The sequence below is a fragment of the Paenibacillus sp. MAEPY2 genome, from assembly GCF_000499205.1.
GTDB classification, from domain to species: Bacteria; Bacillota; Bacilli; order Paenibacillales; family Paenibacillaceae; genus Paenibacillus; species Paenibacillus vandeheii.
Window position 1 is genome coordinate 90,176 of the sequence record NZ_AWUK01000011.1, and the last position, 14,279, is coordinate 104,454.

General features: G+C 42.0%; 11 protein-coding genes. 10 read left to right on the forward strand and 1 reads right to left on the reverse strand.

Going from position 1 to position 14,279, the window contains the following annotated elements; translation table 11 throughout:
• Nucleotides 1-38 precede the first annotated feature (38 nt).
• On the forward strand, nucleotides 39-1,040 hold the full coding sequence (gap, locus tag P364_RS0109900; protein WP_024629978.1) for a type I glyceraldehyde-3-phosphate dehydrogenase: 1,002 nt from the start codon (nucleotides 39-41) through the stop codon (nucleotides 1,038-1,040).
• Between the two features lie 337 nt (nucleotides 1,041-1,377).
• Nucleotides 1,378-1,860, forward strand: coding sequence for an HIT family protein (locus P364_RS0109905; protein ID WP_236642103.1), 483 nt, complete (start codon nucleotides 1,378-1,380; stop codon nucleotides 1,858-1,860).
• Nucleotides 1,861-2,052: 192 nt separating this feature from the next.
• On the opposite strand, the gene P364_RS35210 is transcribed toward P364_RS0109905, so the two are convergent.
• Nucleotides 2,053-5,079, reverse strand: coding sequence for an FG-GAP-like repeat-containing protein (locus P364_RS35210; protein ID WP_024629980.1), 3,027 nt, complete (start codon nucleotides 5,077-5,079; stop codon nucleotides 2,053-2,055).
• A gap of 301 nt (nucleotides 5,080-5,380) precedes the next feature.
• Here P364_RS35210 and P364_RS0109915 point away from each other — a divergent pair, with 301 nt between their 5' ends.
• From P364_RS0109915 to P364_RS0109955, 8 genes are all read left to right on the forward strand, one after another.
• Nucleotides 5,381-6,022, forward strand: coding sequence for a hypothetical protein (locus P364_RS0109915; RefSeq protein WP_024629981.1), 642 nt, complete (start codon nucleotides 5,381-5,383; stop codon nucleotides 6,020-6,022).
• Nucleotides 6,023-6,190: 168 nt separating this feature from the next.
• Nucleotides 6,191-6,526, forward strand: a complete 336-nt coding sequence (locus tag P364_RS0109920; RefSeq protein ID WP_236642101.1) for an immunity 53 family protein — start codon at nucleotides 6,191-6,193, stop codon at nucleotides 6,524-6,526.
• A gap of 186 nt (nucleotides 6,527-6,712) precedes the next feature.
• Nucleotides 6,713-7,288, forward strand: a complete 576-nt coding sequence (locus P364_RS0109925; RefSeq protein ID WP_024629983.1) for a dihydrofolate reductase family protein — start codon at nucleotides 6,713-6,715, stop codon at nucleotides 7,286-7,288.
• 426 nt (nucleotides 7,289-7,714) lie between these two features.
• A complete protein-coding gene (locus tag P364_RS0109935; RefSeq protein WP_024629984.1) occupies nucleotides 7,715-9,454 on the forward strand; it encodes an ABC-F family ATP-binding cassette domain-containing protein in 1,740 nt (579 codons plus the stop codon).
• Between the two features lie 365 nt (nucleotides 9,455-9,819).
• On the forward strand, nucleotides 9,820-10,659 hold the full coding sequence (locus tag P364_RS0109940; protein WP_024629985.1) for a methyl-accepting chemotaxis protein: 840 nt from the start codon (nucleotides 9,820-9,822) through the stop codon (nucleotides 10,657-10,659).
• A gap of 567 nt (nucleotides 10,660-11,226) precedes the next feature.
• The gene (locus P364_RS0109945) at nucleotides 11,227-11,877 is read left to right on the forward strand and encodes a TetR/AcrR family transcriptional regulator (protein ID WP_024629986.1); all 651 of its coding nucleotides are present in this window, start codon (nucleotides 11,227-11,229) and stop codon (nucleotides 11,875-11,877) included.
• 39 nt (nucleotides 11,878-11,916) lie between these two features.
• Entirely contained in the window at nucleotides 11,917-13,398 is a 1,482-nt protein-coding gene (locus P364_RS0109950; RefSeq protein ID WP_024629987.1) for a DHA2 family efflux MFS transporter permease subunit, read from the forward strand.
• 89 nt (nucleotides 13,399-13,487) lie between these two features.
• Nucleotides 13,488-14,255: an SDR family oxidoreductase gene (locus P364_RS0109955; RefSeq protein WP_024629988.1), complete on the forward strand. Its 768-nt coding sequence runs from the start codon at nucleotides 13,488-13,490 to the stop codon at nucleotides 14,253-14,255.
• The last annotated feature ends 24 nt before the right edge of the window (nucleotides 14,256-14,279 follow it).

Consider the following 14,279-nt stretch of genomic DNA (forward strand, 5'->3'; position numbering starts at 1 on the left):
TATAATATGACCTAAGATGAAGAAAGGTGGTTGTTATAGTGGGAATTAACATTGCAATAAATGGTTTCGGTAGAATTGGTAGGCTTGCCCTTCGGCAGCTTTTTGGTGAGGAAGGGTATCGGATTGCCGCCATTAATGACCTGACGAGTCCGAAGATGCTTGCGCATTTACTAAAGCACGACACAACGCAGGGGCGTTATAATGAGAAAATTGAGTACAACGATAACAGTATAATTGTAAACGGCGTGTCTATTCCGATTTATGCTGAAAGAGATCCCGGTAAACTCCCATGGAAAGAATTGAAAATTGATGTGGTACTGGAATGTACAGGCTTGTTTGCTTCAAAAAAAGCATCTACAGCTCATATTGAGGCGGGTGCAAAAAAAGTGGTCATCTCAACCGTAGCTGACAACGATGTTCCTACTATTGTATATGGTGTTAATGAACACACGTTAACTAAAGAGGATACTATTGTTTCGGCCGCATCTTGTACCACGAACTGTCTGGCTCCAATGGTCTATTACCTGAACGAACTGAAACCGATTAAAAAAGGTTTTATGACGACGATACATGCTTATACAAACGACCAGAATACCCTTGATGGCCCTCACGCCAAAGGCGACTTGCGCCGGGCGCGCTCTGCAGCCGGCAACATTATCCCTACGTCAACCGGGGCAGCAAAAGCTATAGGGCTTGTAATTCCATCCTTGGATGGAAAACTGGATGGTATATCTCAAAGAGTGCCGGTTATGGCTGGCTCCTTGACAGAATTAACAGCAGTCGTGGGTGGTTCCGTAACTGCGGAGCAGGTTAACAAGAAAATGGAGCAGTCCCAATCGGAGCAATACGGATATACAGAGGAAGAACTTGTTTCATCCGATATTATCGGCATGACTTATGGTAGCTTATTTGATGCTACACAAACAAAGGTAACGGAACTAGGGACAGATACCCTGGTGAAAATAGCTGCGTGGTACGATAACGAAAACTCCTTTACCAGCCAAATGATTCGCACCGCCAAATATCTAGCAGAATTGTAATGGAACTGCAAAATCTCATAAAAACAGCAGCGGAATCAATATATCTATACCGAGTAATCTTATTAAAAGAGCCAAACTGTACTTAACGGTTTGGCTCTTTTAATTATGTAAGTAGTGGAAGGAGTTGAGACAATCTATTTTTGCTCCACCATTCATGATTGGTAACCCGAACGAAGGAGATAATATGCCGAGGTACGAGTACATGCTCCCATTACCGATTAATCATGTAGCTAATCAATTTTCATCCGCTAATTCATTAAGCTAACGGGCAAAATAACGCAACGATCAGAAGTTGCCTGCGTCTAATAGCTGGTTGGAAAAATATGAAAGGAGTTGAATGAGTAAGATGACTGCATCGTTTTCACATAAGCCAGAAGGATACGAATGTCCATTTTGTCGTATTTGGGGTATCGAGCGACCTAACCAGGGAACCAAACAAAAGGATATCATCTATCAGAATGAAAAGGTAACGGCATTTATAGCAAGCAAATGGTGGCCAAACAATAAAGGACATGTTCTTGTTGTTTCCAATCAACATTTCGAGAACATCTTTGAACTTCCTGGGGATTACGCTGTTGAAATTCACCGCGCGGCTCAGCTTGCAGCATTTGCAATGAAAAATACATATGGATGTGATGGGATTTCTACGCGGCAACATAATGAACCTGCTGGCAATCAAGACGTGTGGCATTATCATCTCCATGTTTACCCCAGATATGTGGATGATCAACTTTATATGTCAAAGGGTTCTCAGTCCGATCCAGATGAACGCTCTTTCTATGCTGATAAGTTGCGTTCTTGGATAAAGGAAAACATTTAAGGTCAGTAGCATCAAATTGGAACGATGAAGGGACGCCGGACAGCATGCAGCGGTTGCTTGTTCAGTCTGTTTCCAAGAAGGAAGCCGAGGTGAAAGTATAGCGTATAGGAGCGAATAATATATTAACCTATCCAGCTGCAATAAAAAGACGTCTTTATCATCCTTCAAAATGATAAAAGACGTCTTTTAGGTTTATAGAAGCGCCGAAAGCCGGATGAGAAGTGTTGCAGCTTCAGCACGAGTGAGCTGTGCTTTTGGAGCAAAGCGGTTGCTGTCTGTTCCTGTCATGACACGATTCTCCTGAGCTATGGCTGCATACGGTTTAGCCCAATTCGGGATGCTGGCATTGTCAGTGTATGACAAGTCGAAATCCAAATCAGTCTGCCATTTCATGGCCCGCCCGAGCATTACGACACTCTCTGCGCGGCTAATGGGATTCGTTAGCCGAAGTGTTCCATCTTTGTATCCCGAAATGATGCCACTAGCCACAGCCTGAGCAACTGACTCCTTGGCCCAATACGCGATGCTATCACTGTCAACGAAGGTAGAACTATCATATTCAGGGGGAGAAAATTGAATGTCATTACCAATCGAAAGAGTCCGAATCAGCATCACGGTCCATTCAGCACGCGTAATCGTACGATCAGGATGAAAGTTTCCGTGCTGATCCCCCTTCACGATGCCGAGAGCCATAGCTTGCTCAATATTCTTGTTCGCCCAATGTCCCTTTATGTCCTTAAAGGTGAGGTCAGAAGTCTTAGCTTCGTAAGTAATGAATAGACTGTACGTAGAAACTGATCCATTTTCAGCTTGCACGACAAGGTCGATTTTGCTTTTGCCTTCATTTAATCTCAGAGAAAAGCTGCCGTCTGCCTCTGCATCCTTACCTTTGATAAAGATGCTAGCATTTGGTGAAGAGCTTGCAGCATTTATTTTCAGTTGTGGCTCAGTTGTCTTGACTTGGTACTCAAAAACATTCGGATCGAAGACTGGCGACAGACTGAGCGCTTTCGTTCCTGTGACTAACTCTAGCTTGTTCAGTCGGGTTTCCATTAACGAGACGACAGGCATTGTCGGTTTCGACGTGGCTACTGGTGAAGATGGTGTTGATGGCGTTGATGGCGTCGATTCGCCTAAGGTTTTCACGTTTACTGACAAGGCTGGACTTCTGTTTCCGGTAGTGTCTACAGCGAGGATAGCGAAGGTATAGGTCATGTCAGCGGTTAACCCACTGTCCTCATAGTTCACTTCTGTAACACCAACTTTTGCTATCGGAGCACCATTTCGCGTCAATTCATAATGGTCAATACCACGATCATCTGAAGCAGCCGGCCAGTGGAGTCTTACACTGTTTTTAGTAACACTGGAAGCAGTGAGCTTGGCATACACCGGCCATTCAGGTATTGTTACATCCGGTGCCAATCCATTAGTTAGCGTCACCGTCACGGCAGCTGAAGCAGAACGAGGCGACTCATTGTTAGTATCATCTGTTGCAGTTACGATAAACTTGTAATCACCGGGAGAGAGATCGCCAATATCAGTAGCAGTCACAGAACCGTCAGCTTTGCTCATCCCAAGTAAGATTGGGGGGGACAGCTCCTTCTCATCGACAACATCGTCGTTGTCCAAATCGTTCCAAGGGTATGCCCGGACAGTTGCACCAACTTCGTCGATTGCGCCTGCATAGCCAACGAGTTGATCCGGTGTGCCACTGTAGTTATCTATAGCGTAAAATTTTGTTGGATCAACGTGGGGAGCCGTCACATCAGGTGGGGATTTATCTTCATTAATCGTTACCGTTGCGATCGTTTGATTGCCAAGCGTTGCTTCATTTGTCGGATTGGAGAGAGTTACTGAAAAAGAACGATCTCCGGAATATGAGTTATTATCTAAAATCTGGATCTTATAAGACTTGGAGATCTCCCCAGCATTAAACTCGATCACGTCATCCACTGAAGTAAAATCAATGCCAGCAATCGCTGTGCCTTCAACGGTCCTGAGCCGTACTTTCGTCTGACCGTAACTACTCCCGCTACGACTCACCGTGACTGTAGCTTGACCTTTATGCTTATTCACGGAGTATGACGGATTATCAAAGCCAAGTTCGCCTTCTGCGCGACTGTTCAAGAAATGGATGGTATTCGTGCTGGCATATGCGATGTCATCTAAGCCGTCCCCGTTCCAATCCCCTGAATTTAAAAAACCATAAAACGGGAAGTCTTCCTTTGTGAAAAACGTACCATCACCGGCACCGTTCAAAATAGAGGTTGATATGGAGGGCATCTGGTTATAAACGGCCAGGTCAAGCGATCCATCTCCATCATAATCACCAGCAGTGATGTCAAACGGGAAGTTACCGGACGGATATATACAGGGAGGGGAGAAGTCGCCTCCTGCACCGCCGATTAAAACGAATACCCCATCCAGACCGTTGTCTGCAGCAGCGAGATCGATGACACCATCTCCATTAAAGTCTCTGGATATCAGCTTGGTCGGCATACTTCCTGGCAGACCATAGTCCTTCCTTATAAACGTACCATCTCCGCTATTAAGAAAAATACTAACATTCTCTGAGCCATTGTTAGCTACTGCCAGATCAGGTCGGCCATCAAGATTAAAGTCAGCAGAAAGGATATGATGAGGATGGTTTCCGGATGAAATGAGTGTTGAAGATTGGAAGGTCCCCTCTCCGTTGCCGAAAAAGAGTCTGATCTGATTTGAGTCGTTGTTAGCGATCGCCAGATCCATTTGACCATCACCGTTCAAATCCGCCGCAGTTAGACTCACTGGTCCGTTGCCCGTTGGGTACGATATGGGAGATTCGAAACTTCCGTCTCCACGACCGTTAAAGATAGTGACGGTATCGGAAGCATAATTGACTACCGCCAGATCAGGATGACCATCTAAATTAAAGTCCTCCACTACGATCCCTCTCGGGTTGTTGAGTCCATTTGTTAATTCATGAGTATCTCCGAATGTTCCGTCTCCATTGCCTAATAAGATGATAAGGCGATTTTGAGAAATATCCCCATAGACGGCATCTGTTTTACCGTCGCCATTCAAATCAGCAAAGGAGGAGTTAAACAGAACACTTCCCGGAAAAGTATACGAGGGGGAAACAGATTGAAACTTCGAACCTGCAGCCAAGGCTTGAAATGGAGCAATGGATATGGCCAAAGCAAAACTGGCGGCCGTTAATGCGAGTATCTTCTTTCTCATAAAAGGTTCCTCTCTAGTATATAAATTCTATAATCTATCATTCACTAAGTCAGTATGGTACAGAAGCAACAACAAGAGAGTAATCTGCTAGGTTTTCAAACATCAACACCTCGCTACAATTGAATGGGGAAGCCCATACGCAAGTTAACATTATATCAAGGTTTCGTTAAGCCTAGAATCTGTATTACAAAGAATGAGACAAACTTGATACACTTACGGGGTAATGGACAGAGTGATAAAGGAGGTGAGCCTAGTGATGGATACTTCATGATTTAGATGCTGAAAGGAATGAAAGATGAGAATGAGCAAGTGGTATGTTGCGTTTTATTCCGTTGTATTTGTATTTGTGCTTGTGATGTTGTGGAACGAACAATCTGTTTTTCTTATAGTGGGCACTGTGCTTGTCGCCACACTTATTGCGTTTACGATTCTCGTTATCTACCCCATGGCTTGGGAAACCCGGATGGACCGTGTGGAAGCTTTTTTGCGTAAAAATCATCATACACCCTATATTTATATTTATTATGTGACTGCCAACAGACTGGATGATGAAGTCGAGATCACGATGGAGAAACTTAGAAATCAGACAACAAAAAAATCGAGGCAAGCGATATATCAGGCAGCTTACGGCGTTTATTGCAAGGACATAACTGCCGTTCGGCAAGCGGTACTCAAAATGCGCAGATCCGATTACCTTACATATTACGAGACGTTTTTACTGTTGGAGGAAGAGAAGAGTGAACAAGCAAGGGAGCACCTGAAATCAATTAGAAGACAATGGATGCGATCCGCACTTCTTGCTGAAATAGAACGCCAATTGAATCGTCGCGATCAGGCTATCCAGCACGCTAAGGAAGCGTTGAATGCCTCCAAAGGTGTCGAGCGTTACATGCTGACTAAAGAATATGAAAGGTATTATACAAACGAGCAACAAGCACGATAATGGACACAGTCGCGGATTGTATTCTCGTTATAATGGAGTAACAGTATCTTCATCATGATCAATCAATATTTTATTAATGAATGATGGAGAAATTTGTGGATAGATTAGCTATGGAAAAGTGGTTTGGCTTGTCTATAGATCTGAGGGAATTCCGAAAAAGAGGTAGATATGATGAACACATTAAAATGGCTTCAGAACTGGTATCTTGAAAACTGTAATGGTGATTGGGAGCATTCATACGGTGTGAAAATTGATACTGTGGATAATCCCGGTTGGTCTGTCGAAATTGACTTGACAGATACTTATTTAGAAGATGTGCTGTTTGAATCAATTGAAGAAGAGAGAAATGAAGAAGATTGGTTCTATTGTATCGTGAGAGATGGAGTGTTTCACGGTGCAGGGGGAGCAACAAATTTAGAAGAGATACTAGATTCCTTTAAAACTTGGGCTTCGAGTTTGGAGAATTATGCAGTAACTGAAGAGGATGAGACCTTGAATGGCTAAATGCCTTTCAAGGTCTTTTTATTGGTAGGGAACAAGTTAACGGGCAGTTTTGTAGAATTTAAAGTAAGGATTTTTCTGGGTTCGTAAAATACTCCATGTGTTATTAGCAATCCATAAGAAACCACAAGCTGAAATGTTCTATAATGTAGTTAATGTAGTGACCCTATGAACAAAGGAGAACTGAAAATGAGGAAACTAGTTCTATTTTTGCACGCATCGCTTGACGGTTTTGTAGAAGGGCCAAACGGTGAAATGGACATTGGCTGGGTTTCCTACGATGCTGATTTGGAGAAACACGCGCAAGAAATTCTGAGTACTGCCGACACAGTCATTTGGGGACGCGGGACTTATCAGATGATGTACAGCTACTGGCCATCTGTGCCTTCGAACCCATCAGCTTCGCAGCATGAACTGAATCACTCCGAGTGGATTGAAAAGACAGCCAAAATCGTTTTTTCCACGACGCTGGAGAATGTCGAATGGAACAATTCCAGACTGGTGAAAGAAGATGTCGAGGTAGAGATCAAGAAGCTCAAACAGCAACCAGGCAAGGATATGGTCATCCTCGGCAGTCCTAGGCTCGCACACTACCTAATGCAGCTTGATTTAATAGATGAGTATAAAATTACGATTTCTCCCGTCCTGATCGGCAGCGGGTTGCCGTTATTCCAAGGTCTCAAAGAGAAGATCAATCTTAAACTTATCGAAAACAAGACATTTGATTCTGGAGCCATAGGCCTCGTTTACCAGACGGTTAGATGACCTGTCTTCAAAAGTAGATAACGCAAAAAATGTTGAATGATAAATACAAAGGTTAACATGTTACACAAATAAAAAGTGTAGCCTCCCTATTGCGGCAGGATACACTTTTTTTGTTCATTTTCCTGCATTTCCAGGAATGATTCGAACAGCATCATGATTTTGTTTGATGTATTTTCATGGGAGTGGATAAACGTCCAGGTTGCTTTTTCTCCCATCGTTTTTGATGGATCTTCATTGTCGTAAGCAATGGTTGATTCTGAAAATCGTCCAACAAGCCACCATTCGAAAAAAGTATTAGAATCTCGAAGGGAGGGTAAGGGCTAGAAATGGATTGTACTTGGGGGTAAACAGTGTTACTCTAAAAGTCTGTGTTCGACAAGACATTCAAAAATAGTCACCATTTTAGTTTTAAAGAAAGGTAACACTATGATAAAAGTTGATAACATATCCTTCTCATTTCCGCAAAAGGAACTATATAAAGACATCTCATTTACCCTTGAAGAGGGACAACATTGCGCTTTTATAGGAACAAGTGGCAGTGGGAAAAGTACACTGATCGATATATTGATGGATCCGGAAAGATATTTGTTCGAGGGCAAGTTAGAGATAGACCCGGATTGCAGAATCGGGTATGTCAGTCAGTTCTTGCAAGTTGACCAAACGAAAGAAATGACCGTCTTTGAATATATCGGAGAAGAATTTATTAAGATACAAGATGAAATTACATCGATTTATGCTGAAATGGAAACCACATCAGATATGGATTCGTTGCTGGAAAAGGTTCAATTCGCTTTAGACGCATTCGATTCGATGGATGGGGATAATTTCGAAAACACCATTAATAAGCAACTAAACTTGGCCAACCTCATGAAGCTCAAAGATCTTAGTATATCCGACGTGAGTGGTGGGGAATTTAAACTTATTCAAGTGATGAAGGAAATGCTTAATCGTCCAGACTTAATGATTATGGACGAACCCGATGTATTTTTGGACTTTGAGAACCTAAATGCGCTTAAAAAACTTATTAATTCCCACAAGGGAATGCTGCTAGTTGTTACGCACAACCGATATCTATTGAATCATTGTTTCAACAAAATTATACACCTTGAAAACACGGAGATCCAAGAGTTTGATGGGCGATATATTGATTATAACTTCTCGCTGCTTCAGACTAAGATCGAGCTGCAAGAAATCGCGGTTGCTGAAGCTGAAGAAATTGAGAGATACGATCACATCATCGACAATCTTAGAGAGATCGCCACGTATAATTCGGAAGCCTCCAGAGGCAGAGCGTTAAAAGCCAGAGTTAGGTTTCAAGAAAGATTGGAAGCCCGTAGAATCAAAGCGCCATTTGTTGATATTAAGCAGCCGGATATTACCTTTGGTATCGATCATGAAATGGAAGACACCGTTGTAGTAAATGTCCATGATTATAGTGTTTCCTTTGATGAGCTGCTTTTGGAAAATGTTAACTTTGAGATCAAATCTACAGATAAAGTAGCTATTATCGGCCCAAACGGTACCGGTAAAACGACTTTGCTTCGGGAAATCTTTAAAAATAATCATGATTCCATTGAAATCAATTCTGATGTTAAAGTGGCTTATTTGTCTCAGCTTCAAGGCGAAACGCTAGAGGATTCCAATACGATACTTGATGAATTTATCGATGCCGGGTTTAAAACGTATGATGAGATCAGATCGTATATTTCAAACTATGGCTTTGAAGGAGAAATCCTTGATCAAAAGATAGAATCTTTATCTGGTGGAGAAAAAAACCTGCTTCAATTGGCTAAAATTTCTGCCAGCAAAGCAAACGTATTGCTTCTTGATGAACCGACAAGCCATTTAGACACCTATACACAAATAGCACTGGAGAAAGCCATTGAGGACTATAAAGGTGCGATTCTCATGATTTCTCATGATTTCTATTCTGTTGTAAATGGTATGGATTATGTTTTAATCATTGACGATAAAACGATTAGAAAAATGAGTATGGAAGAATTTAGAGAGATGATTTATGCGAGTCACTTTAATAGAGACTATTTAGAAACGGAACAACAAAAAAAATCAGTTGAAATGAAAATAGAATTGGCTTTAAAAGATACTAATTTTGAATTAGCAAAAGTATTAGTGGATGAGCTAGAAGAGATAATTAAGTTGCTTTAAATTAGTTAGAGCGAAAAGGGCTAAAGTGAATTAGTTTGAGTCAACGATGAAACATGATGTTGATAGAAAAGTATCAATAAAAAGACACTGATGAATAATATATCAGTGTCTTTTTACTGCATTGATTTCTTGATAGCTCTTGCCAAAAGGGAAATATCAGTACCAACTTCGTGAAGAAAATACAGATACTAAGATCATCCATTCGTAAACGATTTTGATCGTCGTGTCTTATGTATTGGCCCTCGGAAGAACGATATGTATGTAAAGTATACAAAATGCGCTTAACAATGAAATAACATTTTAAAGGTACAATATTATTTGAGTACATAAAGTGGAGTTATTATGCGTACAGAGGAGAGGTTTAATTGGAACTCACAGCAAGTCGCTCTGAATTATTGGAGAGTATTTTCAAAGCTGCGCCGTTTTTTGCTGAGCTTTGCCAGAAAGAAGATATTGCGCTAGCTATCTCTGACAAAGAGAAATTAATATTTTATTCGCCAGACCGTAGCAATCCATTGGATGTAAAACCCGGTTCACTAATCTCCAAAGGTCAAGGTATTGAAATTGCGATGACAACCAGACAAATGGCCATCAAGTCTATTCCAAAAGAAGTGTTTGGCATCCCATCGCGCACAATTGCCATTCCTGTAATCAATGAGAACGATGAGGTGGTCGGCGCGATTGCGTTCGGAGTTAGCTTGGCTAGGCAGTCCAAGCTGTCTGACTTGGCAGAACTGCTCGTCTCGGCCAATACACAAATTACGGCAAGTATAAACAATTTGCTGGAAACGTCCAAAGAGCTTCGGGAAGCACAGGAATCGATGAGCAACTCAGCGGATCAAACGAAGAAAGAAGTTCTGGAGACAACGAAGATTACCGATGTGGTAAAAAGGATTGCCACGCAGACGAACATCATTGGGCTTAATGCTGGTATTGAAGCGTCACGTGCAGGCAACGCAGGTAGAACGTTCCAGGTTGTAGCCAATGAAGTGCGCAAGCTGGCCGGCGATAGTGTGAACGCGGTACAGCAAGCCGAAGAGCGTATCGGCCGCATGAGGGAGAAGGTAGAGACGATTCTCTCCAAGACCTCGACGGTCGATGCGACGGTGCTGCGTCAGTCTGTGGAATTCAAGGAAATTGAAGAGACACTAGCCAGTCTAAATGATTTGTCGAATCGCTTACTGGAAGCTTCGAGAAATTTTTAAGTATAATAGGACAGTTCCTGGTCAAATGTTGTATCTAGATGCAATTGTCCGTATCAGGATGAACGTATCAAAGAAGAAGTTCAATCCATGGTTTCTTTTACATCTCAGAAGATTACAATTTTTATTATGAGCACCCCAGATAAAGAGAATATACAGTTTCAAAGATCAGTTGATAAATATGTAAACAAATTGAGTTTTTAAAGCCCGTTGGACTAAATCAACGGGTTATTTTTTATTGTGTGTGGTGGTTAACAAACAAAGGTGATATAAGCCGCGCTGATTTTGTGGCTTTTCTTTGATATATAGATACACTCTTTTGTTGGAAGTTAGACAAGCATATACTTCGAGAAAAGCGATTCAATTTCTTTTTTATTTATCATGACTTGACCTTAGGTCTGACCTAAGGTATATGCTTAACTCATATTAAAGGAGATGGAGGATAAAATTCCCAGTAATTACTCACTTTGTGGTTGACAGTGTTATAGGCAGGTGTTATAACTAATTCAAAGTGAGTAACCACTCACTCACTAGCGATTCGACAGAATTATAGGGAAAGGAGGTAATACGTTGACTGACAATAATTTGTTTAAGGAATTCCAAACATTGCACAAAGGAGAGCAAACTCTTAAACAAAGAAGGATTGTAGAAGAAGCGATTCGATTATTCGCAGAGAAGGGTTATTCCAACACTTCCACCGCAGAAATCGCTAAAGCAGCAGAGGTGTCGGAAGCGAGTATTTTTAAAAATTACGGAACAAAAGATAAATTATTATTGTCTCTAATTGTTCCTAATTTGAAAGAAATATTCCCCTCCAAAATTGATAAAGTTGTTAGCCAATTCAGTGCCGAGATAACCTTTGAATCCTTCTTAAGAGCTTTCCTTAAGAATCGTAACGAATTCATTTCGGAAAATAAGGAAATTTTTCAAATTCTCGTTAAAGAGCTCTTTTATAATGAGGAATTAAAAAGTGATCTGCTTCCTTACATTTCAGAGGTTGTAACGCCTAGACTATCTTCGCTAATCGATTCGGCCAAACAACGGGGAGAACTAATTGATATCCCTACGGAACGGATCCGGATAACGTTCATGACGTATATCGGCGGGTTATTTGCATCTCATTTCGTATTATTGAATAAATCTTCCCTTAGTGAGAATGAAATCGAAGATGCTCTACGCATGATGATGGAAGGCTTTCGAAAGAATGCATCAGCAAACTAATATAAGGTAGTATGAAACCAAATGAAGGAGGTATGATCTGTGGGGAATGTTGAAAAAATAAACATCGGTTCGTCCGAGTCCTTCTCACTGCGAGCAATCATCCCGCAATTATTGGCCATTATTGCGGGTATGATCATGGTTATTCTAGATAGCACTGCCATGAATGTTGCCATCCCAAACCTCGTGAAGGATCTGAATACGGATTTACCCACGATAAAGTGGACGATCACAGGTTATACGCTCGCCATGTCTGCCGTTATTCCTCTTGCAGGATGGCTTTCGGATCGAATTGGAGCCAAACGAGTCTTTTTAATTAGCATCGTTCTATTTACAATAGGGTCTGCATTATGCGCAATCGCGCAAACTCCGTCCGAACTCATCTTATACCGCGTTCTCCAAGGTTTGGGAGGAGGAATGGTGGCTCCTGTAGGCATGGCAATGGTCTTTAGTCTGGCACCTCCGGAAAAACGTGGGTCGGTCATGGGATTTCTGGGGATTCCTATTCTGTTGGGGCCGGCTCTAGGACCGATCTTATCTGGTTACTTAGTGGAGTACCAAAGCTGGCACTGGATTTTCCTAATTAACCTCCCTGTCGGTATATTGGCCACTATTCTGATTGTGTTCCTCATACCGAAATCGAAACTGAATGAGAAATTGCCTCATCTGGATTGGATGGGCATGATTTTGGCACCGATTGCTTTTGCAATGCTCGCATACGGAATAAGTGAAAGTGGAAATAGCTGGACTTCTGTCTCTACGTTAACAGGCCTGATTGTTGGCGGCGTTGCCTTAATCCTGTTTATCATCTCCGCATTAGTGCAAAAGCAACCGCTGCTTGAATTACGTGTTTTTCGTTCTTCGGATTTCACTCGCGGCATCTTGCTCTTATGGGTGGTTATGTTCGCTATGTTCGGTGTCATGGTCTTGGTGCCACTCTATCTGCAAAACGTGAAAGGGTACACTCCACTCGAGACCGGGATCATGTTGCTACCGCAGGCATTGTTAGCAGGACTCAGTATGCCAATTAGCGGCAAACTATTCGATAAACTCGGCGCGAGGCCATTAGCGATGTTTGGGCTTGCTTCTATATCCGTAGCTATGTTTATCCTTTCTGGTGTCACGGTAGACACAGGTAAACCGGTGATTCTAACCGCTTTGGGACTCATGGGTTTGGGAATGGGCTTTAATATGATGCCATTGAATACTCACGTTATGAATGCAAGTCCGCGCGAATTGGTCAGTCGAGTAACCTCGCTTACGACCGCTGCGCAGCAAATTGTCGTTTCCTTTGCTGTTACGGTATTGACAACGTATTTGACGTCGCGAACCTCCGAGCACGCTAGTGCTGCGAGTAAAGGAACAAACCCTCTTAAAGCAGTAGTCGACGGCTTCGGTGATACATTCTTTTTAGTTGCTTGTATCGCGGTGGCTGGAATACTGTTAGCCTTGTTACTACGCAAACCTAAGCAAGCTTCAACGGAAGGAGACAACAAGACAGATCCCTCAGTTATGATGCATTAATGATTAAATACAAGGCAGAATTAGAAATAACGGATCAAGTGCTTTGGGTAATTTTATCTGGATTCTAATTTAGAAGGAGTGGAAGATATATGAGACTTTCGGGAAACACAATTCTTATTACTGGTGGGGGTTCTGGAATCGGGCTGGCTTTTGCAGAACGATTTATTAATCAGGGGAATCAAGTCATTATTTGCGGTCGGCGTGAGGAAGCTTTACAAAAAGCCAAAGAAAGCTTGCCAAACGTTATTACTCGAGCATGTGATTTGGCGAATGAATCCGAACGGTTAGATTTATACGAATGGATAACTACTAATCATCCTGAAGTCAATGTATTAGTGAACAATGCAGGAATTCAACAACGCTTTAGTATTTTAAAAGCAGACGCAAAGGACAATTGGTCTTATTTCAGTAAAGAAATTAGAACTAATATGGAAGCTACTATCCATCTTTCCATGTTGTTTGCACCATTGTTTGCTGAGAAAGAAAAAGCAACGATCATTAATGTAACATCGGGCTTGGCTTTTACGCCAGCGATGTTTGCTCCGGTTTACTCAGCTACCAAAGCAGCGATTCATTCCTTTACTATGAGTCTGAGACACCAGCTTACAGATTCATCTATAGAAGTGATTGAAGTGGTTCCTCCAGCAGTGAACACAGATCTGGGAGGGGCGGGCTTACACTCGCAGGGAGTACCGTTAGATGCTTTTGCTGACGGGATATTCAAAGGACTGGAAGAAGGTCAGAAAGAAATTGGTTACGGTACTTCTGCAAAGGCGATGCGCATGTCTAGAGATGAAATTGACGAGACGGGTACAAGAATGTACAATCTCATGAAAGACATGCTCGATAAATTGTAACATTGAGACATCCATAGATTATTC